Genomic DNA, 26,199 nt, shown 5'->3' on the forward strand with positions numbered 1-26,199 from the left:
GGCATTCAAAACCCGTCAAAAAAGTTGTTGGGGTCGCTACGCGCCCCATCGCCGGCAAGCCAGCTCCCACAGGGATCGCATAGCCCTCAGGCCTTGTGCGATCCCTGTGGGAGCTGGCTTGCCGGCGATGGGCTGCATAGCAGCCCTGAACGCAATAGCCCCCGTCAGATCAGGCCAGCCCCTCCACGCGAACCCACCAGCGTGTACGTTGGCGAAGCCGCACGGGCAGCGTCCGTGGCAGCAGTTGCAGCAGTTGCTCCGGGTCTTCGAGGCGGAATACACCCGACAGGCGCAAATCGGCAATATCGTCGTTGCAGCCCAGGTAACCATGGCGATAACGGCTGACCTGAGAGAGGAAGTCGAACAGGCGCATGTTCCGGGTGACGATCAGGCCTTCTGTCCAGGCCATCGCATCCATGTCCACCTGCTCGAGCTGGTGTGTGCCTAGCGCATCCAGGCGCCAGTTCTGGCCGCTTTCGATCCATTGCAGCTGGCCATTGTCAGGCCGGTGTATCGCCACCCTGCCATGGCTGACACTGACCTGCGTGCAGTCGCTGTCCTGACGCGCCACAAAGCGTCCTTCGAACCCTTCCAGTAACGCGTCACGAGTTTCTACAAGCAAGGAACGCTGCCGGTTGCAGGCAATCATCAATTCCCCCTGCTTCAGGCGGACCAGGCGCTGCTGGTCATTGAAGGCCAGGTCGACGGTACTGCGAGTGTTGAGTTGCATCTGCGAGCCATCGGGAAGCGCAAAGCTGCGTCGTTCGCCCGTGCCGGTGGCGTAGTCTGATGTCCAGGCGTTGACCGCATCGAGGTCTTTTCCCAGCCATGCCGCCGTCCCTACCATGGCAACGCCGCCAAGCAGTTTCAGCGCCTGCCGACGATGCAGGCGGCGCTGGCTGGTCTCCAGGGTTTGCAAAGCCAGCCCGGCAACGGGTATGGCACGCAGGTCGAGGTCCTGATGCAGGTGAATTACTCGTTGCCAAGCCTGCTCGTGTTCGTGGTGGGCAGTGCGCCATTGCCTGCACTCTTGTTGCAGGGCAGGGGCATGCCCGCTCTCGCGCAGCCTCAGCATCAACTGGATGGCCTGCTTGACTGCTGTTGCACCGGGCTGTGAATCGGTCATTGCGTCAACACTCGTCGGCGTAGCGCAGCAAGTAGCAATGGTAGAGCGCGTCGGCGATATAGCGCTCCACGGTACGCACCGAGATCCCCATCTGGTCGGCGATCGCCTGGTGCTTCAGCCCCTCGCATTGGGCAAGCAGGAATGCACGACGTACTTTGGGCTTGAGGCCTTCGAGCATGCGCGCGATGCGCTCCAGCAATTCCAGCAGCAGCTCACGGGTTTCGGCCGAAGGGGCCTGCGCTTCCGGCAACTGTGCCAGCGCCTCGAGATAGGCCCTGTGCAGTTCCTCGCGCCGCCAGTGGTCGATCACGAGCCCACGCGCAACCGTTCTCAGGAAAGCCCGGGGTGTGTTCAGTTGCAGATGTTCGCGACGTTGCAATAGGCGTACGAAGGTGTCCTGAGCCAGGTCTGCGGCATCGGCGGCGTTGCCCAGCTTGCTGCGTAGCCAGGCATGCAACCAACCGTGGTGGTCACTGTAGAGCGTTTGCACGGAATCGTTGCTGGGCATGGGAGGGCGCTGCCACCAATGGACATGAATGATAATTAGTCTCATTGTTGACAAGGGCAGATCAATTTGCAACCTATTCGACCGCACCTTGATGCAGTCACTGCTCGCTAGCGGCTCCGTTGTGTATCCAGGTACTTGCGGATTACCCGCGATGCGTTATTCAGGTGCCGTTCCAGCACCGTTACTGCTTCATCCACCAGCTTGTCGCCAGCCGCATCCGCCAGTGCGTTGTGATCGTCCTGGGTGAGCTTGCCCAGGCCCATGGACGAAAGATGAAACCGCAGGAAGCGCTCTTCCTCGTTCAATTCGTCCTCGATCAGGCGCAGCAGCTTCTTGTTCGGCGCCTTGCTGTACAGCGACATGTGGAACAGTCGATTGAGGCGGCCGATTTCGGCGTGACGGGTTTCGTTTTCCAGTTGCTGGATATACCCGCGGGCACTGGCGATGTCGTTGGCATCGAGCAGCGGAATGGACTGGCGCAGTGCCTCGGTCTCAAGCAGCACGCGCAGGGCATAGGTGTCCACCGCATCCTCGCCGATCAGCGGCGCAACAACCGCGCCCTTGTGCATTTCCACTTTCAGCAGTGATTGCGCTTCGAGCTGGCGCAGGGCTTCGCGAACAGGCATGCGGCTTACACCGAACAAGGTAGCGAGCTCTTGTTGGCGGATGGCAGTACCAGGGGGCAAACGGCCATCAAGAATGGCACTACGCAGGCGTTCTTCGATCACGCCACGGGCCTGGTGCGGCAACAGCTGCTCGCTGGCCAGCACATTGCTCAATTTGATTTTCTCGGCCACGCGACGTCTGCCTCAACGATGACTAAAGTTGGATCCAATGAAGCTAGTAACAGCTCTTGGGGGTGTCAAACCTGTATACCTAATGGAGCAGGCGCCCCCAAAAGCGCGGCTATGGTGGATGAAGTCGAAGGGCAAAGGAAGCAGCCCACACAAGGTTATAACCAGAAAGTGTAGGTCGACTGACCGGCGGGTGCATGATCGCAGGATGCCATTGTCTTTTGCCGTTGCAGGCCGCACCATCGCTGCTTTCGACTGGCCTGAACAGGGCTTGGCAGTGGCGATATCCTGGATGCTCAAAACCGTTGTGCAACGTGTCGGCCTTGCTGCGCTGCTGGGCAGCCTGCTGCTGGGTGGGCTGCACGCGGATTGGGACTTTTCCCAGATCAGCCGCAAGTCGCAGGCCCTGTATGGCCCCTTGGGCGCCGGGCAGGGCCGTATCGATGCCTGGCAGAGCCTGATGGCTACGCAGAAGCAGGGTACGGAGCTTGAGCGATTGCAGGTGGTCAACCGCTTCTTCAACCAGCAATTGCGCTATGTAGAGGACATCGACCTGTGGCACGAGGTCGACTATTGGGCCACGCCGGTGCAGGCGCTGATCAAGGGTGCAGGAGACTGCGAGGACTACGCCATCGCCAAGTATTTCAGCCTGCGGCGCATGGGTATTCCCAGTGAAAAGCTGCGCATTACCTACGTAAAGGCGCTGCGGCAGAACCGGGCGCACATGGTCCTGACCTATTATTCAAGCCCACAGGCTCAACCATTGGTACTCGACAGCCTGATGGATGCCATCAAGCCGGCAAGCCAGCGTACCGACCTGCTGCCGGTGTACGCCTTCAATGGTGAGGGTTTGTGGCTGACGGGCGCCGCAGGCAACAAGAAGGTCGGCGATACCAAGCGGCTGTCACGCTGGCAGGATTTGCTGAAGAAAATGCAGGCCGAAGGGTTCCCGGCCGAGCCGGTTTACTGAAGGAGCACAGATGTCACTGTTCAAACAATTGCTGTTGGCCATTTGCCTGTTCCTGGTGGTCGCCTTCAGTGGCAGTTTCATGGTCAGCCTGGAAAGCTCGCGCAGCCAGTACGTCAACCAGTTGCGCTCGCACGCCCAGGATGCGGCGACAGCGCTGGCGCTGTCGCTGACGCCGAATATCGATGATCCGGCGATGGTCGAGCTGATGGTCAGTTCGATCTTCGACAGTGGTTACTACTCAAGCATCAAGGTTGTCGACCTAGGCTCCAATGCCGTGCTGGTAGAGCGCCACGCCGAGCCGGACCCCGGCGGTGTACCGCGCTGGTTCGTGGGCCTGATCGGCCTGGAAGCTGCCGGCGGCGACGCCATCGTCAGCCGTGGCTGGCAGCAGGCTGCGCGTGTTGAGGTGATCAGCCACCCGATGTTCGCCATTGCCAAGCTCTGGCAAAGCGCCCTGGGCAGCCTGGGTTGGCTGCTGCTGTGTGGCGCGGCCAGCGCCGTACTCGGCGCCTTGCTCCTGCGTCGCCAGTTACGGCCGCTGGATTACATGGTCGAGCAGTCCCACGCCATTGCCCGCCGCGAATTCCTCAGCCTGCCTGAGTTGCCGCGCACACCGGAGCTGCGTCGGGTAGTGCAGGCGATGAACCAGATGGTCGAGAAGCTCAAGGCACTGTTCACCGAGCAGGCCGAGCGCAGTGAGCGGCTGCGTGCCGAGTCCTACCAGGACAGCCTGACCGGGCTCTCCAACCGCCGTTATTTCGAGATGCAGTTGAACACCCGGGTGAGCAACCTGGAAGAAGCGCGCGCCGGCTACCTGCTGTTGCTGCGGGTCCAGGGGCTGGCGGGGTTGAACGCCCGTCTTGGCGGCCAGCGTACCGACCAGTTGCTCCAGGCTGTGGGTGAGCAGTTGCGTCGCACCTGTGCCAGCTACCCGGAAACCAACGACCTGATTTCCCGCAGCCGCGGGGGCGAGTTCGCCGTGTTGGCGCCGGGCATGGTGCATGAAGAGGCGGTACAGCTTGCCCAGGCCTTGGAAGCAACGCTGCACAGCCTGCACGAAACAGGCGCTAGTGATGTAGACCCGGTGGCCTGTATCGGCCTGGCGCCGTTCAGCCCCGGTGATTCACCACAGGCATTGCTGAAGCTTGCCGACGAGGCGCTGGCACGCGCCGAGAACCAGCCAACACCGGGTTGGGTATGCCTTGAACAAGGTGTGGCCGCAGTTGCTGCGGATAGTCAGCATGTCTGGCATGAGCGGCTGGACCAGGCATTCAATAATGGGCAATTCGAACTGTTCTTCCAGCCAGTCGTAGATTGCGCTTCTGTACAACGGGTACTGCACCACAAGGTGATTTCGCGTTTGCAGGATGGCCAGGGCGAGGCGCTGCCGGCAGGCCGCTTCCTGCCCTGGCTGGAGCGCTTCGGCTGGATGCCGCGGCTTGATGTGCTGGTGTTGGAGAAGGTGCTGGCGCACCTTCGAGGGCATGAACAGGTGTTGGCGCTGAACCTGTCCGCCGCCACCCTGGCCGACCCCAAGGCCCTCCAGCGTGTCTTCGAGCTTCTGGGCCAGAACACGGCGCTTGGCCCGCGGCTGGTTTTCGAAATTGGCGAGGAACAGTTGCCTGAGCAGGCGGTTCTGGAACAACTCACCCGGCGCCTGCACGCGCTTGGCTTCGGCTTGGCGCTGCAACGCTTTGGTGGGCGTTTCAGCATGATCGGCAACCTGGCGCACCTGGGCCTGGCATACCTGAAGATCGATGGCAGCTACATCCGCAACATTGACCAAGAGCAGCACAAGCGGCTGTTCATCGAAGCGGTCCAGCGTGCCGCACACAGTATCGACCTGCCGCTGATTGCCGAGCGGGTCGAGACGGAAGGTGAGCGGTTGGTGTTGCGGGAGATGGGTGTAGGCGGGATTCAGGGGCAGTTGGTTGGTGAGCCTGCCCCCTGGCGCTGAGGGTATGCGGTCCCTTGTAGGAGCGGCCTTGTGTCGCGAAAGGGCCGCACAACGGCCCCAGGATTTCAGCAAAGATGCATAAATCGCTGGGGCTGCTGTGCAGCCCTTTCGCGACACAAGGCCGCTCCTACAGCGAACACGGTAGCAATGGCGGTCAACGCTCGCGCAACGCCTCCGAACGCGCCTTCATGATCGGCTTGAGCAGGTAGCTCATGATGGTCTTCTTGCCAGTCATGATATCGACCGTCGCCACCATCCCCGGAATGATCAGCAGCGGCTTCTCGTCAGTGCCCAGGTGGCTGCGGTCGGTGCGCAGCTTGATCAGGTAATAGGTGGTCTTCTTGTCTTCATCGGTGATGGTGTCGGCACCGATCTGCTCCAGCTTGGCCTTCAGCCCACCGTAGATGGTGTAGTCATAGGCCGTGAACTTGACCGTCGCTTCCTGACCAGGGTGCAGGAAGGCGATGTCCTTGGGCAGGATCTTCGCCTCGATGACCAGTGAGTCGTCCAGCGGCACGATTTCTATGATATCGCTGCCCGGCTGGATCACCCCGCCAATGGTATTCACCAGCAGTTGCTTGACGATACCGCGTACCGGCGAAGTAACCATGGTGCGGTGCACGCGATCATCCAGCGCCTTGCTGGTCGCCGTAGCTTTGTTCAGCTCTGTGCGCGCTTCGTTCAGCTGGGTCAGCGCTTCGCTGCGGAATTTGCCACGGGTCTCTTCGATCTTGCTTTGCACCTCGCGAATGGCCGCCTCGGCACGCGGGATAGCCAGCGCTGTGGAGTCCAGCTGACCGCGGTTCTCCACCTCGGCACGACGCAGGCGCAGCACTTCAACCTGCGAGATTGCGCCGGTTGCCACCAGTGGCTCGGACATGCTGATCTCTTTACGCAACAGTTCCAGGCTGTTGGCATACTGGGCGCGCTTTGAACTGAACTCGCGCAGTTCCTGCTGGCGCTGGACCAGTTGTTGCTGCAAGCCACCAATCTCGTCCTGCAGTTGCTGGCGCCGGCTCTGGTACAGCGACTCTTCGCTTGCTGCCTGGCTTGGCGCGGCCTTGCGCAGTTCCTCATCGATCTTCAACGGGGTGTCGCCCACTTCGGCGCTCAGGCGCTCGACGCGCAAAGCCATGGCCAGGCGGTCGGCCTCGGTTTCACCCACGTTGGAGGCGAATCGGGTTTCATCCAGGCGCAGCAATGGCTGGCCCACTTCGACGATCTGCCCTTCCTTGGCGAAGATCTCGGCGACGATGCCCCCCTCCAGGTTCTGAATCTTCTGCACCTTGGACGACGGAATGGCCTTGCCTTCACCCCGCGTAACTTCGTCGATGGGTGCGACGCTGGCCCACACGATCAGGAACACGAAGAACAGGATCACGCCCCAGATGGTCAGCCGCACGACTCGCGGCGCATCCTCGATCAGGGCCTTGTTGACCTCTGGCAGCGGCTGCCCGCCCAGTGAATCGGACCCTTTGAAATAGCGCCGCAGGCCTTCCTTGAATTGCCCTACATCCAGCTTATGCAACACTGATCTGCCCCTTCTTCAGCGCATCCATGACCGCGGCTTTCGGGCCGTCGGCGACAATCTGCCCGCGATCGATCACGATCAGTCGGTCCACCAGTGACAGCAGCGAGGCACGGTGAGTGACCAGCAGCATCGTCTTGCCTTCCACTACCGCCTGCAGCCGCTGCTTGAGGCGTTCTTCGCCGGTGTTGTCCATGGCGCTGGTCGGTTCGTCCAGCAGCAGGATCTGCGGGTTGAGCAACAGCGCACGGCCCAAGGCGACGTTCTGTCGCTGGCCGCCGGACAGGTTCTGCCCGCGCTCACCCACCTGCAGCTCGTAGCCGTCCGGGTGCAACCGGGCGAATTCATGTACGCCTGCCAGTTCAGCAGCCTGCAGGATCAACTCATCCTCGATGTAGCGGGCCCCGCTGACCAGGTTATCGCGCAGGGTACCGGCCAGCAGCTGAATGTCCTGCGGCACGTAGCCGATGTTGTGGCGCAGTTCGCTGACGTCGATCTGGCGAATGTCCACGCCGTCGACCAGCAGCGAGCCGCCGTCGGCCTCGTACAGGCCGACGATGAGCTTGGCCAACGAGCTCTTGCCCGAGCCACTGCGGCCGATAATGCCCACCTTCTCGCCGGGGCGGATGGTGAGGTTGATGTTCTTCAGGGCCTGGTTCTGTTGGTTCGGATAGGTGAAATCGACCCCGCGGAACTCGACGCTGCCCTGCAGCAGCTTGCGGCTCAGCGGGCGTTCTTCGAAGTTGCGCTCTTGCGGTAGTTCCATCATGTGGTCGGTGGAGACCATGGTCACCTTGGCTTGCTGATAGCGGGCGAGCAGGCCGTTGAGCTGGCCCAGCGGCCCGAGGGCGCGGCCGCTGAGCATGTAGCAGGCTACCAGGCCGCCCATGCTCAGGTTGCCGTCGATGATCAGGTATACGCCGACACAGATCATTGCCACGCCTGCGAGTTGCTGGATCAGCAGGGTGATGTTCATCGCCAGGCTAGACAGCACTTTCACCCGCAGTTCGAGACGGCTGAGGGTGCCGAGGGTCTGCTCCCACATGTACTGGCGTTCGCTTTCGGCGTTGTTGACCTTTACCGCATCCAGGCCGGCAAGGGTCTCGATCAGGCTGGACTGGCGCTCCGAAGCCAGGGCCATGGTCCGTTCCATCGTCGCCATCAGTGGCCGTTGCAGTGCATAACCGATGCCCAGGGCCAGCGGGAAGGCGATGATCGGTATCCACACCAGATGCCCGCCAATGATGGCGATGACGATCAGGATAAGCACGGTGAAGGGCAGGTCGATCAGGCTGGTCAGGGTCAGCGAGGCGAGGAAGTCCCGCAGGCCCTGGAACTCATGAATGTTCTGGGCAAAGCTGCCAACCCTGGCAGGGCGGTACTTCATCGACATGCCGACGATACGTTCGAACAACGTTGCCGAAATGATCAGGTCGGTCTTCTTGCCGGCCAGGTCCAGGCACAAGCCGCGCAGGCCCTTGAGGATCAGGTCGAAGATGTAGGCGCCGGCGATGCCGACGGCCAGTACCCAGAGTGTCGAGGTGGCCTGGTTGGGTACCACCCGGTCATATACGTTCATCACGAACAGTGGCGCGGCCAGGGCGATCAGGTTGATCACCAGGCTGGCGGCGATGGCGTCTATATACAGCCATTTGCTGCGCAGCAAGGTATCGCGGAACCACGACTTCGCCCGCGGGATGAGGTTGCCGTGGTTGACGTCGAACTTGTGCTGCGGCTGGGCAAAGAATACCCGACCACTGTAATCGCTCTGCAGGGCTTCGCGGCTGACATGCACCTCACCGCCATCGCTCTCGCTAAGCAACAGGCGTGCGGTGTCTTCGTTCTCCCAGCCCAGCAGGACGGCGCTGCGGCCTTCCTTGAGCAGCAACATGGCTGGCATGGCGATGCTCGGGATCTGCTCCAGCTTACGCTGCAGCAGGCGCCCCTGCAGGCCGGCCCTGGCGGCAGCGCGGGGCAGCAACTCGGGGCTCAGGCGCTGGGCCGGCAACGGCAGGCCGGTGGTCAGCATGACCCGGCTTGCAGGTTTCTGGTGCAGGACACACAGGCTCAACAGACTATCCAGCAGGGGATCGTCATGCTGACTGCGTGGATCGTGGCTGAGTTGGACTCGACTGACTTCGGATTCCACGCGGCGCTCTCTTCATCCTTGTGGTGGGTGGGGTGGGTGTGCCGCCGTTCAGGCTGGCTCACCCGTGCTGCCAGGCAGTGGTCATGAGGCTACGGCACCCTGGCGCTTGGGCAACCGGCTAATGGTCGCCTTGAATCGGTATTGAGTAAACAGTTCTGCGGTCTTCATTCCTGGCAGACGGTGCTGGGTGGTGGATGTTTCATTTTTGCATCCAGGTCGAATCAGTTTTCAGCATAGCCTGCCATCCAGCTGGCGACAGAGGTGTTGCGGTATCGCTCTGCACCATGGTCAAGAAACAGGCGCTGATTTGTTGACGAACTTGCGCGACTAATTAGGCAAAATTCATCTATTAGAAAAGCGTTCTCTGACAAACCTGGTCTATACAAGCGGTGACGCTTTCTCGTATTAGGGCTGGCAGTATTTACGCTGTGGTTCGCTATCTCTTTGATCTGCGGCAAATTGGCACCCTTATTGTGCGACTGTACTGGCTACCGAGAGTCGCGAACTGTCACAAGGCCCAGGTTCTGCGCGGCCTCCAGTCACCGCCGGGCCCCATTTAGGCAAGGGTTGTGCTTCTAACAAAGCTATTATTTGAGCGAGCTGAAGGTGATTTGTAAATTGACGCTCGAATTTTGACAATTGCCGATGAAAGGGTGTCCTGACCCATCCGATACCATCACCTAAGCGCCGAGAAAGATGCTCTGAATGTCGCGTTGCGCGCGCTTTAGGTGATGTATGACACTTGTCCCCAGAAAGCACAGGGTTAATATGCGAATATCAATGTGACATTACATTGGCGATTGTTTAGGATGGCAGAATGCAGGTCAATAGTTTGGCATTTGGTAAATTCCAATAAGTTATAGACGGAATATTGACGCCGGTAAGCGTCGAAAGATCATCAACATATTTCCGCCTGAAGTGGTCTGCGAGTGCCGCTCTGGCAGGGAAGTACCTATCGGGTCACACGGAGAGTCCAATGAGCAGCGTTGTAGCCATCGTCAAAAGTCTTGTTGGCCAGGTTATTGCGGTATCCCCAGAGGGCATTCGGCGTGTTCTGATCGAAGGGGACCGCCTGCTGGCTGGTGAAGAAGTGCTCACCGGCCCAGGCGGTGCAGTTACTTTGGAGCTGGCCGACGGCCGTTTGCTTGACCTGGGTCGAGACAGCCAGTGGAGCGCTGATGCGCCTGACAGCAGCACCGACCTGAGTCAGGCTACCGCGCAGGCCGCGCCGTCAGTGGAAGAGCTGCAACAGGCGATCGCCGCCGGTGTCGACCCGACTACCGAGCTTGAAGCAACTGCGGCTGGCCCGTCGTCGGCGGGCGGTGGTGGTGCACTTGGGGGTGGCCACAGCTTTGTCATGCTCGAAGAAACCGCAGGCCGGGTCGACCCTACCGTCGGCTTTCCGACTGATGGGCTGGGCTTTGCTGCCGTGCTCGATGGCGAAGAGGTTGGCCAGCTGGATACCACCAGCAACAACCAGGTGACTACTCCGACGACCGATACCAATGTTGCTACCGACCTGGTTCTGGGCGCTACCTCTTCCATCAGTGAAGCGGGTGGCGTAATCGTTTATACCGCTACGGTTGGCCAGGCGCCGACCACAAACCTGGTGGTCACCCTGTCCAACGGTGCCGTGATTGTCATTCCGGCCGGGCAGACCACTGGGAGTGTAAACGTCGTGGTCCCCGCGAACGATACCCCGTATATCGACGGCGGCCAGATTTCGGCGACCGTAACGGGCACCACCGGGGGCGGCGGGCTGATAGTGACTGTGCCGCAAACACCAGCGGTTACTCAGGTTACCGATACCGTCGACACCACCACCGCGACCCTGACCGCTTCGCCAAGCGTCACCGAAGGCGGGGTGATCACCTACACCGTGACCCTGAGCAACCCGGCCCAGACCCCGGTAACCGTGACCCTGTCCAACGGCCAGACCATCACCGTTGAAGCTGGCAAGACCCAGGGCAGCGTTGACTTCGAAACCCCGGCCAACGACGTCTATAACAACGGCTCGACTGTCAGCACCACGATTACCGGTGCGACCGGCGGCAACTTCGAGCAACTGACGCCTAACCCGACCCCGGCGCAGACCACGATCAACGACTCGGTCGATACCACCACCGCAACGCTGACCGCTTCGCCAAGCGTCACTGAAGGCGGCGTGATCACCTACACCGTGACCCTGAGCAACCCGGCCCAGACCCCGGTAACCGTGACCCTGTCCAACGGCCAGACCATCACCGTGGAAGCCGGCAAGACCCAGGGCAGCGTCGACTTCGAGACCCCGGCCAACGACGTCTACAACAACGGCTCGACCGTTAGCGTGACCATCGAGAGCGCCACCGGCGGCAACTTCGAGCAACTGACGCCGAACCCGACCCCGGCGCAGACCACGATCAACGACTCGGTCGACACCACCACCGCGACCCTGACGGCCACTCCGTCGGTGACCGAAGGCGGGGTGATCACTTACACCGTAACCCTGAGCAACCCGGCTCAGACCCCGGTGACCGTAACCTTGTCCAACGGCCAGACCATCACCGTTGAAGCTGGCAAGACCCAGGGCAGCGTCGACTTCGAAACCCCGGCCAACGACGTCTATAACAACGGCTCGACTGTCAGCACCACGATTACCGGTGCGACCGGCGGCAACTTCGAGCAACTGACGCCGAATCCGACCCCGGCGCAGACCACGATCAACGACTCGGTCGATACCACCACTGCGACCCTGACGGCCACTCCGTCGGTGACCGAAGGCGGGGTGATCACCTACACCGTAACCCTGAGCAACCCGGCTCAGACCCCGGTGACCGTAACCTTGTCCAACGGCCAGACCATCACCGTTGAAGCTGGCAAGACCCAAGGCAGTGTCGACTTCGAGACCCCGGCGAACGACGTCTATAACAACGGCTCGACTGTCAGCACCACGATTACCGGTGCGACCGGCGGCAACTTCGAGCAACTGACGCCGAATCCGACCCCGGCGCAGACCACGATCAACGACTCGGTCGATACCACCACTGCGACCCTGACGGCCACTCCGTCGGTGACCGAAGGCGGGGTGATCACCTACACCGTAACCCTGAGCAACCCGGCTCAGACCCCGGTGACCGTAACCTTGTCCAACGGCCAGACCATCACCGTTGAAGCTGGCAAGACCCAAGGCAGTGTCGACTTCGAGACCCCGGCGAACGACGTCTATAACAACGGCTCGACTGTCAGCACCACGATTACCGGTGCGACCGGCGGCAACTTCGAACAGCTGACGCCGAATCCGACCCCGGCGCAGACCACGATCAGCGACTCGGTCGATACCACCACTGCGACCCTGACGGCCACTCCGTCGGTGACCGAAGGCGGGGTGATCACCTACACCGTAACCCTGAGCAACCCGGCCCAGACCCCGGTGACCGTAACCTTGTCCAACGGCCAGACCATCACCGTTGAAGCTGGCAAGACCCAAGGCAGTGTCGACTTCGAGACCCCGGCGAACGACGTCTATAACAACGGCTCGACTGTCAGCACCACGATTACCGGTGCGACCGGCGGCAACTTCGAACAGCTGACGCCGAATCCGACCCCGGCGCAGACCACGATCAGCGACTCGGTCGATACCACCACTGCGACCCTGACGGCCACTCCGTCGGTGACCGAAGGCGGGGTGATCACCTACACCGTGACCCTGAGCAACCCGGCTCAGACCCCGGTGACCGTAACCTTGTCCAACGGCCAGACCATCACCGTTGAAGCTGGCAAGACCCAAGGCAGTGTCGACTTCGAGACCCCGGCGAACGACGTCTATAACAACGGCTCGACTGTCAGCACCACGATTACCGGTGCGACCGGCGGCAACTTCGAACAGCTGACGCCGAATCCGACCCCGGCGCAGACCACGATCAGCGACTCGGTCGATACCACCACTGCGACCCTGACGGCCACTCCGTCGGTGACCGAAGGCGGGGTGATCACCTACACCGTAACCCTGAGCAACCCGGCCCAGACCCCGGTGACCGTAACCTTGTCCAACGGCCAGACCATCACCGTTGAAGCTGGCAAGACCCAAGGCAGTGTCGACTTCGAGACCCCGGCGAACGACGTCTATAACAACGGCTCGACTGTCAGCACCACGATTACCGGTGCGACCGGCGGCAACTTCGAACAGCTGACGCCGAATCCGACCCCGGCGCAGACCACGATCAGCGACTCGGTCGATACCACCACTGCGACCCTGACGGCCACTCCGTCGGTGACCGAAGGCGGGGTGATCACCTACACCGTAACCCTGAGCAACCCGGCCCAGACCCCGGTGACCGTAACCTTGTCCAACGGCCAGACCATCACCGTTGAAGCTGGCAAGACCCAAGGCAGTGTCGACTTCGAGACCCCGGCGAACGACGTCTATAACAACGGCTCGACTGTCAGCACCACGATTACCGGTGCGACCGGCGGCAACTTCGAACAGCTGACGCCGAATCCGACCCCGGCGCAGACCACGATCAGCGACTCGGTCGATACCACCACTGCGACCCTGACGGCCACTCCGTCGGTGACCGAAGGCGGGGTGATCACCTACACCGTGACCCTGAGCAACCCGGCTCAGACCCCGGTGACCGTAACCTTGTCCAACGGCCAGACCATCACCGTTGAAGCTGGCAAGACCCAAGGCAGTGTCGACTTCGAGACCCCGGCGAACGACGTCTACAACAACGGCTCGACCGTTAGCGTGACCATCGAGAGCGCCACCGGTGGCAACTTCGAACAGCTGACGCCGAATCCGACCCCGGCGCAGACCACGATCAGCGACTCGGTCGATACCACCACTGCGACCCTGACGGCCACTCCGTCGGTGACCGAAGGCGGGGTGATCACCTACACCGTGACCCTGAGCAACCCGGCTCAGACCCCGGTGACCGTAACCTTGTCCAACGGCCAGACCATCACCGTTGAAGCTGGCAAGACCCAAGGCAGTGTCGACTTCGAGACCCCGGCGAACGACGTCTATAACAACGGCTCGACTGTCAGCACCACGATTACCGGTGCGACCGGCGGCAACTTCGAACAGCTGACGCCGAATCCGACCCCGGCGCAGACCACGATCAGCGACTCGGTCGATACCACCACTGCGACCCTGACGGCCACTCCGTCGGTGACCGAAGGCGGGGTGATCACCTACACCGTGACCCTGAGCAACCCGGCCCAGACCCCGGTAACCGTGACCCTGTCCAACGGCCAGACCATCACCGTCGAAGCCGGCAAGACCCAGGGCAGCATCGACTTCGAAACCCCGGCCAACGACGTCTACAACAACGGCTCGACCGTTAGCGTGACCATCGAGAGCGCCACCGGTGGCAACTTCGAACAGCTGACGCCGAACCCGGCCCCGGCGCAGACCACGATCAACGACTCGGTCGATAACACCACCGCGACCCTAACGGCGACCCCGTCGGTGACCGAAGGCGGGGTGATCACCTACACCGTGACCCTGAGCAACCCGGCTCAGACTCCGGTGACCGTGACCCTGTCCAACGGCCAGACCATCACCGTGGAAGCTGGCAAGACCCAGGGCAGCGTCGACTTCGAGACCCCGGCGAACGACGTCTACAACAACGGCTCGACCGTTAGCGTGACCATCGAAAGCGCCACTGGCGGCAACTTCGAGCAACTGACGCCGAACCCGACCCCGGCCCAGACCACGATCAACGACTCGGTCGATAACACCACCGCGACCCTGACGGCCACTCCGTCGGTGACCGAAGGCGGCGTGATTACCTACACCGTGACCCTGAGCAACCCGGCTCAGACCCCGGTGACCGTAACCTTGTCCAACGGCCAGACCATCACCGTGGAAGCTGGCAAGACCCAGGGCAGCGTTGACTTCGAAACCCCGGCCAACGACGTCTACAACAACGGCTCGACCGTTAGCGTGACCATCGAAAGCGCCACTGGCGGCAACTTCGAGCAACTGACGCCGAACCCGACCCCGGCCCAGACCACGATCAACGACTCGGTCGATAACACCACCGCGACCCTGACGGCCACTCCGTCGGTGACCGAAGGCGGCGTGATTACCTACACCGTGACCCTGAGCAACCCGGCCCAGACCCCGGTAACCGTGACCCTGTCCAACGGCCAGACCATCACCGTGGAAGCCGGCAAGACCCAGGGCAGCGTCGACTTCGAGACCCCGGCGAACGACGTCTACAACAACGGCTCGACCGTTAGCGTGACCATCGAGAGCGCCACCGGCGGTAACTTCGAGCAACTGACGCCGAACCCGACCCCGGCGCAGACCACGATCAACGACTCGGTCGATACCACCACCGCAACGCTGACCGCTTCGCCAAGCGTCACTGAAGGCGGCGTGATCACCTACACCGTGACCCTGAGCAACCCTGCTCAGACTCCGGTGACCGTGACTCTGTCCAACGGCCAGACCATCACCGTGGAAGCCGGCAAGACCCAGGGCAGCGTCGACTTCGAGACCCCGGCGAACGACGTCTACAACAACGGCTCGACCGTCAGCACCACGATTACCGGTGCGACCGGCGGCAACTTCGAGCAACTGACGCCGAACCCGACCCCGGCGCAGACCACGATCAACGACTCGGTCGATAACACCACTGCGACCCTGACGGCCACTCCGTCGGTGACCGAAGGCGGCGTGATCACCTACACCGTGACCCTGAGCAACCCGGCTCAGACCCCGGTAACCGTGACCCTGTCCAACGGCCAGACCATCACCGTGGAAGCCGGCAAGACCCAGGGCAGCGTCGACTTCGAAACCCCGGCCAACGACGTCTACAACAACGGCTCGACCGTTAGCGTGACCATCGAAAGCGCCACCGGCGGCAACTTCGAACAGCTGACGCCGAACCCGACCCCGGCGCAGACCACGATCAACGACTCGGTCGATAACACCACTGCGACCCTGACGGCCACTCCGTCGGTGACCGAAGGCGGCGTGATCACCTACACCGTGACCCTGAGCAACCCGGCTCAGACCCCGGTAACCGTGACCCTGTCCAACGGCCAGACCATCACCGTGGAAGCCGGCAAGACCCAGGGCAGCGTCGACTTCGAAACCCCGGCCAACGACGTCTATAACAACGGCTCGACTGTCAGCACCACGATTACCGGTGCGACCGGCGGCAACTTCGAGCAACTGACGCCGAATCCGACCCCGGCGCAGACCACGATCAACGACTCGGTCGATAACACCACCGCGACCCTGACGGCCACTCCGTCGGTGACCGAAGGCGGCGTGATTACCTACACCGTGACCCTGAGCAACCCGGCCCAGACCCCGGTAACCGTGACCCTGTCCAACGGCCAGACCATCACCGTGGAAGCCGGCAAGACCCAGGGCAGCGTCGACTTCGAGACCCCGGCGAACGACGTCTACAACAACGGCTCGACCGTTAGCGTGACCATCGAGAGCGCCACCGGCGGTAACTTCGAGCAACTGACGCCGAACCCGACCCCGGCGCAGACCACGATCAACGACTCGGTCGATAACACCACTGCGACCCTGACGGCCACTCCGTCGGTGACCGAAGGCGGCGTGATCACCTACACCGTGACCCTGAGCAACCCGGCTCAGACCCCGGTAACCGTGACCCTGTCCAACGGCCAGACCATCACCGTGGAAGCCGGCAAGACCCAGGGCAGCGTCGACTTCGAAACCCCGGCCAACGACGTCTACAACAACGGCTCGACCGTTAGCGTGACCATCGAAAGCGCCACCGGCGGCAACTTCGAACAGCTGACGCCGAACCCGACCCCGGCGCAGACCACGATCAACGACTCGGTCGATAACACCACTGCGACCCTGACGGCCACTCCGTCGGTGACCGAAGGCGGCGTGATCACCTACACCGTGACCCTGAGCAACCCGGCTCAGACCCCGGTAACCGTGACCCTGTCCAACGGCCAGACCATCACCGTGGAAGCCGGCAAGACCCAGGGCAGCGTCGACTTCGAAACCCCGGCCAACGACGTCTATAACAACGGCTCGACTGTCAGCACCACGATTACCGGTGCGACCGGCGGCAACTTCGAGCAACTGACGCCGAATCCGACCCCGGCGCAGACCACGATCAACGACTCGGTCGATACCACCACTGCGACCCTGACGGCCACTCCGTCGGTGACCGAAGGCGGGGTGATCACCTACACCGTGACCCTGAGCAACCCGGCTCAGACCCCGGTGACCGTAACCTTGTCCAACGGCCAGACCATCACCGTCGAAGCCGGCAAGACCCAGGGCAGCGTCGACTTCGAAACCCCGGCCAACGACGTCTATAACAACGGCTCGACTGTCAGCACCACGATTACCGGTGCGACCGGTGGCAACTTCGAACAGCTGACGCCAGACCCGACGCCTGCATCGACTGTCATCAATGACAGTATCGATACCGTCACCGTAAGCATCGTCAGTAATGGCAACGTGACAGAGGACCAGCAGCCGTCCTTTACTGTGAAGGTAAGCCAGGCACTGGACCGTCCGTTGACAGTTACTCTGTCGAACGGCGACACCGTGACCATTGAGGCCGGCAAGACCGAAGTGGAATACAAGACCGCAGCCCAAGGCGATGATGTCATCCAGGATGCCGGCTCCGTCACGCTCAGCGTGACAGATGCCACCGTCTCGGGTGCCACCTTCGAGAAGCTGGCGTTCGGAGGCCCGGCCACCGTTGAGATCTCGGACACCATCAGTGAAGTCGTCGCCAAACTGACCGCTACCGAGTCCGTAACCGAAGGTGGCGAAATTACCTACACCGTCACGCTGACCAGCAAGGATGGACTGCCGCTCAGCATCCAGTCGCCGCTGTATTTCACTCTCAGCGATGGCAAGACCGTTATTGAGGTACCGGCCAACAGTACAACCGGTTCGATAACCGTTGCCGCGCCGGACAACGTCTACATGGGCGCCAATCCACCGGTAGTCAATGCGATCGATTCGGTCAGCGGTGCTGATGTATGGAAGTTCGAGAAACTGACCTTGGACAAAACCGAGGTCACTACCACCGTGACTGATGAATCCGGCACCCCAGGCTCTGGTGGTGACCTTGTGTGGGTTAGCATCGAGGCCGACCAGGTATCGGTCCTCGAGAACCAGAACCCGACCTTTACCGTGAAGGTCAACACCGTGCTGGCGCACGATCTTGTCGTGACCTTGAGCAACGATGCCCAGGTCACGATCAAGGCGGGAGAAACCAGTGCGCAGTACACCCATGCCGTACAGGGCGACGACGTTTACCAGGACGCCGGCACTATCAGTGTTGGCCTCAAGTCGGCGACCGATACCGCAGGCAGCACCTTCGAGAATCTGCAATTTGGCGGAGCCGCGTCGGTGGGAGTGACTGACACCATCAACGAAGTAGTGGCCAAGCTGACGGCTACCGATTCCGTCACCGAGGGTGGCGAAATTACCTATACCGTCACGCTGACCAGCCAAGACGGCCTGCCGATCAACAACCACTCGCCGCTGTACTTCACCCTCAGCGACGGCAAGACCGTTGTTGTGGTGCCGGCCAACAGCAACACCGGCTCGATCACCGTTACCGCGCCTAATGATGTCTATGTAGGTGCTCAGCCTGTAGTAAATGCGATCGACTCGGTCAGCGGTGCAGATGCCTGGAAGTTTGAAAAGCTGACCCTGGACAAATCGGAAGTCAGCACAACGGTTACTGATGGCCCAGGCTCAGAGGATATTACCTGCCTGACGCTTTCTGCCACACCGACAGTGGCCGAAGGTGGCACGATCACCTACACCGCCACCTTGACCAACAAGGCCGGCACTGACTTGGTCATCAAACTGAGCAACGGCGAAACCATCACCATCGCGGCAGGCCAGAAGGAAGCTTCGATCATCGTCGACGCCCCAGGCGACGATGTGTACATCGATGCCAAAGACCTCAGCGTGACCATCGCCGATGCCACGGGTGGCAATTTCGAGAAGCTGGATGTCAGCAGCAAGGCGGCCGTGACCAAAGTCACCGATACCATCGACACTACCACCGTGACCTTGACGGCCACGCAAAGCGTGGTCGAGGGTGGTGTGGTGACCTACACCGCGTCGGTCAACCACAAGGTCACCGGTTCTGACCTGGTGGTGAAATTGGCCAACGGTCAGACCATTACCATTCCGGTGGGTGAGTCGTCGGCGTCGGTGCCCTTCACCGCGCCAGACAATGCCTACAACACTAATCTGGACCTGACCAACAAGATCACCGACATCTCGGGCGGCAATTACGAGAAGACCGTAGCCGTTGGCGAGCCGGTGACGACCGTGACCGACGGACCAGGCACCAAGGACATTACCCACCTTACCTTGAGCGCGACACCGACGGTTGCCGAGGGTGGCAAGATCACTTATACCGCGACCTTGACCAACAAGGCCGGCACCGATCTGGTGATCAAGCTGAGCAACGGTGAAACCATCACCATTGCCGCCGGCTCGAAGGAGGCTTCGGTCATCGTCGACGCCCCAGGCGATGATGTCTACATTGATGCTGAAGTACTGCAGGTCAAAGTGACCGAAACCACGGGTGGTGACTTCGAGAAGCTGAATGTAAACAGCGGCGCAGCCGTGACCAAGGTCACCGATACCATCGACACCACTACCGTGACCCTGACCGCGACCTCGACCGTCGCTGAAGGTGGTGTGGTGACCTACACCGCATCGGTCAATCACAAAGTTACCGGTTCGGACCTGGTGGTGAAACTGGCCAACGGCCAGACCATCACCATTCCGGTTGGCGAGTCGTCGGCGTCGGTGCCGTTCACCGCGCCGAACAACGTCCATAACACCAACCTGGACCTGACCAACAAGATCACCGACATCTCGGGTGGTAACTACGAGAAGACCGTGGCCGTTGGCGAGCCAGTGACCACTGTCACTGACAACCCGGCGACCCCGGACGTCACCACGCTCACGCTGACCGCGACGGATACCGTGCCCGAAGGCGGCAAGATCACCTACACCGCAACGCTGTCCAACCCGGCGGGTACTGCGCTGACCGTCAAGCTGAGCAACGGCGAGACCATCACCATCGCGGCGGGTCAGAAAGAAGGTTCGATCACCATCGACGCGCCGAGCGACGATGTGTACATCGATGCGGGTACCGTTCAGGCCAAGATCGATAGCACCAACGGCGGCGACTTCGAGAAGCTGGATGTCAGCAGCACTGCGGCTGTGACCAAGGTCACCGATACCATCGACACCACTACCGTGACCCTGACCGCCACGCAAAGTGTGGTCGAGGGCGGCGTAGTGACCTACACCGCGTCGGTCAACCACAAGGTCACCGGTTCGGACCTGGTGGTGAAACTGGCCAACGGCCAGACCATCATCATTCCGGTGGGCGAGTCGTCGGCGTCGGTGCCGTTCACCGCGCCGAACAACGTCCATAACACCAACCTGGACCTGACCAACAAGATCACCGACATCTCGGGTGGTAACTACGAGAAGACCGTGGCCGTTGGCGAGCCAGTGACCACTGTCACCGACAACCCGGCGACCCCGGACGTCACCACGCTCACGCTGACCGCGACAGATACCGTGGCCGAAGGCGGCAAGATCACCTACACCGCAACGCTGTCCAACCCGGCGGGTACTGCGCTGACCGTCAAGCTGAGCAACGGCGAGACCATCACCATCGCGGCGGGTCAGAAAGAAGGTTCGATCACCATCGACGCGCCGAGCGACGATGTGTACATCGATGCGGGTACCGTTCAGGCCAAGATCGATAGCACCAACGGCGGCGACTTCGAGAAGCTGGACGTCAGCAGCACTGCGGCTGTGACCAAGGTCACCGATACCATCGACACCACTACCGTGACCCTGACCGCCACGCAAAGTGTGGTCGAGGGCGGCGTAGTGACCTACACCGCGTCGGTCAACCATAAGGTCACCGGTTCGGACCTGGTGGTGAAACTGGCCAACGGCCAGACCATCACCATTCCGGTGGGTGAGTCGTCGGCGTCGGTGCCGTTCACCGCGCCGAACAACGTCCATAACACCAACCTGAACCTGACCAACAAGATCACCGACATCTCGGGTGGTAACTACGAGAAGACCGTGGCCGTTGGCGAGCCAGTGACCTCTGTCACCGATAATCCGGCGACCCCGGACGTCACCACGCTCACGCTGACCGCGACAGATACCGTGGCCGAAGGCGGCAAGATTACCTACACCGCTACGCTGTCCAACCCGGCGGGTACTGCGCTGACCGTCAAGCTGAGCAACGGCGAGACCATCACCATCGCCGCCGGTTCGAAGGAAGCCTCGATCACCATCGACGCGCCGAGCGACGATGTGTATGTCGATGCCGAAGACCTGAGCGTGACCGTTACCGGTACCACCGGTGGTGACTTCGAGAAGCTGGACGTCAGCAGCACTGCGGCTGTGACCAAGGTCACCGATACCATCGACACCACTACCGTGACCCTGACCGCCACGCAAAGTGTGGTCGAGGGCGGCGTAGTGACCTACACCGCGTCGGTCAACCACAAGGTCACCGGTTCGGACCTGGTGGTGAAACTGGCCAACGGCCAGACCATCACCATTCCGGTGGGTGAGTCGTCGGCGTCGGTGCCGTTCACCGCGCCGAACAACGTCCATAACACCAACCTGGACCTGACCAACAAGATCACCGACATCTCGGGTGGTAACTACGAGAAGACCGTGGCCGTTGGCGAGCCAGTGACCACTGTCACCGACAACCCGGCGACCCCGGACGTCACCACGCTCACGCTGACCGCGACAGATACCGTGGCCGAAGGCGGCAAGATTACCTACACCGCTACGCTGTCCAACCCGGCGGGTACTGCGCTGAACGTCAAGCTGAGCAACGGCGAGACCATCACCATCGCGGCGGGTCAGAAAGAAGGTTCGATCACCATCGACGCGCCGAGCGACGATGTGTACATCGATGCGGGTACCGTTCAGGCCAAGATCGATGGCACCACTGGCGGCGACTTCGAGCTGCTGGCTACCAGTGGAGCCTATGCGGTAACCAAGGTCAGCGACACCATCGACCACACTAGCCTGAGCCTCAGCGCCACGCCAACCGTCGCAGAAGGTGGCCAGATCACCTACACCGCCACCCTGACCAACAAGGCTGGCACCGACATGACCATCAAGCTGAGCAACGGCGCTGTGATCAGCATCGATGCGGGCAAGCTCTCCGGCTCCGTGACCGTTCCGGCGCCAGCCGATGACGTCTATATCGATGCAGGCAACGTTTCGGCGAAGATCACCGAAACCAGCGGTGGCAACTTCGAGAAATTGAACGTCAGCGATACGGCGGCGGTCACTGCTGTCACGGATACCATCCAGACCACCACCCTGAGCATCAGCGGCACCGCCGCGGTCGCCGAAGGTGGTAATGCCACGTACGTCCTGAACCTGACCAACAAGGCCGAGACCGACGTCACCGTCAAACTGACCTACACCGGCACCGCGGCCGATGGCACGGACTACACCGGCGTGGCTACCGTAGTGATCAAGGCCAACAGCTCGCAGGCAACGTTCACCGTCCCGACCTTCAAGGACAACGCCACCGAGGGTACCGAGCACTTCACGGTCAAGATCGATTCGGCCACTGGCGGTAACTTCGAGAAGCTCGACATCAGCTCCAGCGCCGGCAGCGTGACCACCCAGATATTCGAGCCAGCTCCGGTTCTGGACCTGGATGGCAACGACTCCAGCGGCAAGACCGGAGCCGACTACCAGACCACCTTCACCGAGAACCAGCCAGGCAGTGGTGTGTCGATCGGCGATGTGGACGTCACTATCACCGACTTCGACAGCTCGCAGCTGACGGGCGCGACGGTCACCCTGACCAACCGCCAGCCGGGTGATGCGCTGAACCTGGGCAACAGTGTCAACGGCATCACGATCAACGCCAACAGCACAGACGGCAAGGTAGTCCTGACCCTGAGCGGCGCTGCGTCGCTGGCCGACTATATCCAGGCGATCAAGAACATCACCTTCATCAACAGCAGCGAGAACCCGAGCACCACGCCTCGCATCATCACCGTGACGGTGACCGACGGCGTTAATACCTCGAACACCGCCACGACCACGGTGAATGTGATCGCTGTCAACGACGCACCGGTCGCCACTGGCGGCGCCGTCACTGGCGTCGAAGACACGCCGCTGGTGCTGACCTGGAACGACTTCAACATTTCCGACGTCGACAGCGCCCTGTCGAGCCTGGGTGTGACCTTCACCCAGCTGCCAGCGGCTTCCCTGCAGCTCTTCAACGGCACCGCCTGGGTCAACGTCGCCCAGAACCAGACCGTCAGCCAGGCTGACATCGCTGCCGGCAACCTGCGGTTCGTGCCAAAACCCAACGAGTCGGGTATCGACGGATATGGCGGAACGGGCGTCGGCAACAAGCAGGCCGACTATGCCCAGATCAAGTACAAGCCTACCGACGGTGCCGCTGCTGGTGGCGAGGCCACGCTGAAGGTCGATATTGCACCTGTAGCCGACAAGCCTGGCCTGAACATCGGCAGCAACACCCCCGAATCGCTTGGCCTGACCAAGGAAACCTGGAACAGCCTCACGGGCCTGGGCACCAACGGCAACGGCATCAGCGGTACTGCGCTGAAGAACGTGTTCGCCAACTCTGGCAGTGCCAGCAAGACCGAGCAGGTTACCAGCGCCGATTCGGGCGGCAGCGTTGCCGCCGGTACGGGCTCCAAGACCTCCGGCCTGATCTACCTGGAAGCCGGCCAGACCTACACCTTCAGCGGCACCGCCGATGACAGCCTGCAGGTCTACATCGGCAAAACCAGCGTGGTCGGCGCCACTTGGGGGGCGGGCGGTACGATCTCCGGCAGCTTCTCGCCGCCTGTCAGCGGCTACTACACCCTGGAGATCTACCACGCCAACCAGTCCGGCCCGGGCAGCCTGGATATCAACGTCAAGGTCGGTAACGGCCCGGTGACCGACCTGAGCAGCTCGGCCATCCCGATGTACCCGAACGTTGCGGCGATGGGTAACGCCGGGCTTTCCGTGTCCGATTTCCATGGCAGTGATGGCCAAGGCTACTACGACGGCTACAAGCTCAACGAAGGGCCGGAGAACGGCACCGTCAAGCTGGTCGGCATTTCCACCAACCTGACCGACACTGACGGCTCCGAGAGCCTGAGCGTCAAGCTGGGCGGCATTCCGGCAGGTTCGGTGCTCAGCGATGGCGCTGGTCATACCATAACCGTCGGCGCCACTTCGGTTGACGTCACCGGCTGGAGCCTCAACGGCCTGAGCATCAAGCCGCCGGCGTACTACCAGGGCAGTTTCGATGTGAAGGTCACCTCGACCGCTACCGAAAGCGTGGGCGGCAGCAAAGCCTCCACCGAAGGCACGATCAAGGTAACTGTCTATCCGGACACCTACACCGCCAGCAACCTGACTACCGACAGCGACAGTTTCACCGGCACCACCACCAGTGACATCATCGTTGCCGACATCAGTGGCCTGCATGTGACGCCGGGTCAGGACTACAACATTGCGTTCATCGTCGATACCTCAGGCAGCATGGGCAGCGCGGTCGATGCCGCGCGCAACTCGCTGAAGTCGGTGTTCGATACGCTGGCCAACAGCGTCAAGGGCGCGCAGTCCGGTACAGTGAACATCCTGCTGGTGGACTTCTCCACCCAGGTGAACAGTACGGTTTCGGTCAACCTGGGCGACAAGAACGCGCTGAGCTCGCTCTACAGTGCGCTCAATACACTCTATTCCAGCGGCTCGACCAACTACGAGGATGCGTTCAAGACCACCGCCAACTGGTTCAAGCAATTGATGGATGCGGGCAACACCGGCAGCCGCCAGACGTTCTTCATCACCGACGGCCAGCCAAACGTGTACCAGACCGGCGAGTATGACCCCACGCTCATGAACTCAAGCTACACACTGGATGCAGTGCTGAAGTCGATCAACTACAAATTGGGTGATGTGGTCACTGGCAAGCTGGTGGGGAACAACAACCGATTCAGCATCGACGCCGCTGGCAACATGACCGCCGAGTACAAAACCGGAAACGGCAACAACTGGAAAACCGACAGTTATGCAAGCGGACAGTTGCATGCTCAGGGAGATGGTACTTATGAGTTTTCCTACGCCACTTCCGACCGCTGGACCGACTACTATGCGGACCTCAATTCCCAGCAGAGCTTCCTGTTGTTGTCCAAGCTGTCTGGCGTGGAGGCCATTGGCCTCAACAGCGCGGTCAATGTCAACGACCTGAAGCCTTACGACACCGATAGCAAGCCGCAGACCAACATCGACCCGAGCAAACTGGCGGAAGCGATCCTGGGCCACACCGAAGCCACCGTGCCGGGCAATGACACCGTCAACGGTGGTGATGGCAACGACATCATCTTCGGTGACCTGGTGAGCTTCGGTTCGGTCGCCGGCAACGGTGTCGAAGCCATACAGGGATATGTCGCAGGCCAGCTGGGTGTGGCCCTGGGTGATGTCGACGGTCGCGTGCTGCACAAGTACATCGTCGAGCACGTCAGCGAATTCGATGTCTCGCGCAGCAACGATGGCAATGACATTCTCAACGGTGGGGCGGGCAATGACCTCCTGTTCGGCCAAGGCGGAGACGATACCCTCGACGGTGGCAAGGGCAATGACATACTGATCGGTGGCCTGGGCAAGGACACTTTGCTCGGTGGTGAAGGCAATGACATCCTGCTTGGTGGCAAGGGCGATGACACCATGACCGGTGGCAGCGGTGCCGACACCTTCGTATGGAAGGCTGGCGATACCGGCAAAGACGTGATCAAGGATTTCAAGGTGGCCGAAGGCGACCGCATCGACCTGAAGGACCTGCTCCAGGGCGAGAAGGGCAGCACCATCGACAACTACCTGAAGCTCACCACGGTGGAAGGCACGACGACGCTGCAGGTCAGCAGCGAAGGCAAGCTCAATGCCGCCGGTGGTATCGCCAACGCCGACGTGACCATCAAGCTGGAAGGGGTGAACTGGTCCAACACCACGATCAACTCGTTGATCAGCGGTGCTGACCCGACAATCATCATCCACAATAAGGACAGTTGATTACTGATGCGCTAGCGGGCTGCACTGCAGCCCGATCGCCGGCAAGCCAGCTTCCACAGGAACTGTGCAGCTCTGGAGAGTTGTGCG

The 26,199-nt window shown here is 61.3% G+C and carries 8 protein-coding genes; 3 read left to right on the forward strand and 5 right to left on the reverse strand.

Annotation, left to right across the window (positions count from 1 at the left end; all coding sequences use genetic code 11):
- Positions 1 to 169: 169 nt before the first annotated feature.
- The 3 genes from M1D87_RS00805 to M1D87_RS00815 all read right to left on the reverse strand — a co-directional run bounded on the left by M1D87_RS00805 (position 170) and on the right by M1D87_RS00815 (position 2,431).
- On the reverse strand, positions 170 to 1,126 hold the full coding sequence (locus M1D87_RS00805) for a FecR family protein (protein WP_123085613.1): 957 nt from the start codon (positions 1,124 to 1,126) through the stop codon (positions 170 to 172).
- A 4-nt stretch (positions 1,127 to 1,130) separates the two neighbouring features.
- Entirely contained in the window at positions 1,131 to 1,634 is a 504-nt protein-coding gene (locus M1D87_RS00810; RefSeq protein ID WP_015268511.1) for a sigma-70 family RNA polymerase sigma factor, read from the reverse strand.
- Positions 1,635 to 1,741: 107 nt separating this feature from the next.
- Positions 1,742 to 2,431: a GntR family transcriptional regulator gene (locus tag M1D87_RS00815; RefSeq protein ID WP_015268512.1), complete on the reverse strand. Its 690-nt coding sequence runs from the start codon at positions 2,429 to 2,431 to the stop codon at positions 1,742 to 1,744.
- 205 nt (positions 2,432 to 2,636) lie between these two features.
- On the opposite strand from M1D87_RS00815, the gene lapG reads away from it, so the two are divergent.
- Positions 2,637 to 3,398: a cysteine protease LapG gene (lapG, locus tag M1D87_RS00820; RefSeq protein WP_003259712.1), complete on the forward strand. Its 762-nt coding sequence runs from the start codon at positions 2,637 to 2,639 to the stop codon at positions 3,396 to 3,398.
- Positions 3,399 to 3,408: 10 nt separating this feature from the next.
- The gene (gene lapD, locus M1D87_RS00825) at positions 3,409 to 5,355 is read left to right on the forward strand and encodes a cyclic di-GMP receptor LapD (protein WP_061552266.1); all 1,947 of its coding nucleotides are present in this window, start codon (positions 3,409 to 3,411) and stop codon (positions 5,353 to 5,355) included.
- A 154-nt stretch (positions 5,356 to 5,509) separates the two neighbouring features.
- Here lapD and M1D87_RS00830 read toward each other — a convergent pair whose 3' ends face one another.
- Together M1D87_RS00830 and M1D87_RS00835 are read right to left on the reverse strand one after the other, a co-directional pair.
- Entirely contained in the window at positions 5,510 to 6,886 is a 1,377-nt protein-coding gene (locus M1D87_RS00830) for an HlyD family type I secretion periplasmic adaptor subunit (protein WP_015268515.1), read from the reverse strand.
- The gene (locus M1D87_RS00835) at positions 6,876 to 9,032 is read right to left on the reverse strand and encodes a type I secretion system permease/ATPase (protein ID WP_123085612.1); all 2,157 of its coding nucleotides are present in this window, start codon (positions 9,030 to 9,032) and stop codon (positions 6,876 to 6,878) included. The genes M1D87_RS00830 and M1D87_RS00835 overlap by 11 nt, the downstream gene beginning before the upstream one ends.
- 976 nt (positions 9,033 to 10,008) lie before the next feature.
- Here M1D87_RS00835 and M1D87_RS00840 point away from each other — a divergent pair.
- Positions 10,009 to 26,112, forward strand: coding sequence for a retention module-containing protein (locus tag M1D87_RS00840; RefSeq protein ID WP_461241462.1), 16,104 nt, complete (start codon positions 10,009 to 10,011; stop codon positions 26,110 to 26,112).
- Positions 26,113 to 26,199: the final 87 nt, after the last annotated feature.

Source organism: Pseudomonas sp. SA233, assembly GCF_054792385.1.

Excerpts from the sequence above, each read along its gene's own strand:
- M1D87_RS00805 (WP_123085613.1), bottom strand. The coding sequence starts at position 1,126 with ATGACCGATTCACAGCCCGGTGCAACAGCAGTCAAGCAGGCCATCCAG.
- M1D87_RS00810 (WP_015268511.1), bottom strand. The coding sequence starts at position 1,634 with ATGCCCAGCAACGATTCCGTGCAAACGCTCTACAGTGACCACCACGGT.
- lapG (WP_003259712.1), top strand. The coding sequence starts at position 2,637 with ATGCCATTGTCTTTTGCCGTTGCAGGCCGCACCATCGCTGCTTTCGAC.
- lapD (WP_061552266.1), top strand. The coding sequence starts at position 3,409 with ATGTCACTGTTCAAACAATTGCTGTTGGCCATTTGCCTGTTCCTGGTG.
- M1D87_RS00840 (WP_461241462.1), top strand. The coding sequence starts at position 10,009 with ATGAGCAGCGTTGTAGCCATCGTCAAAAGTCTTGTTGGCCAGGTTATT.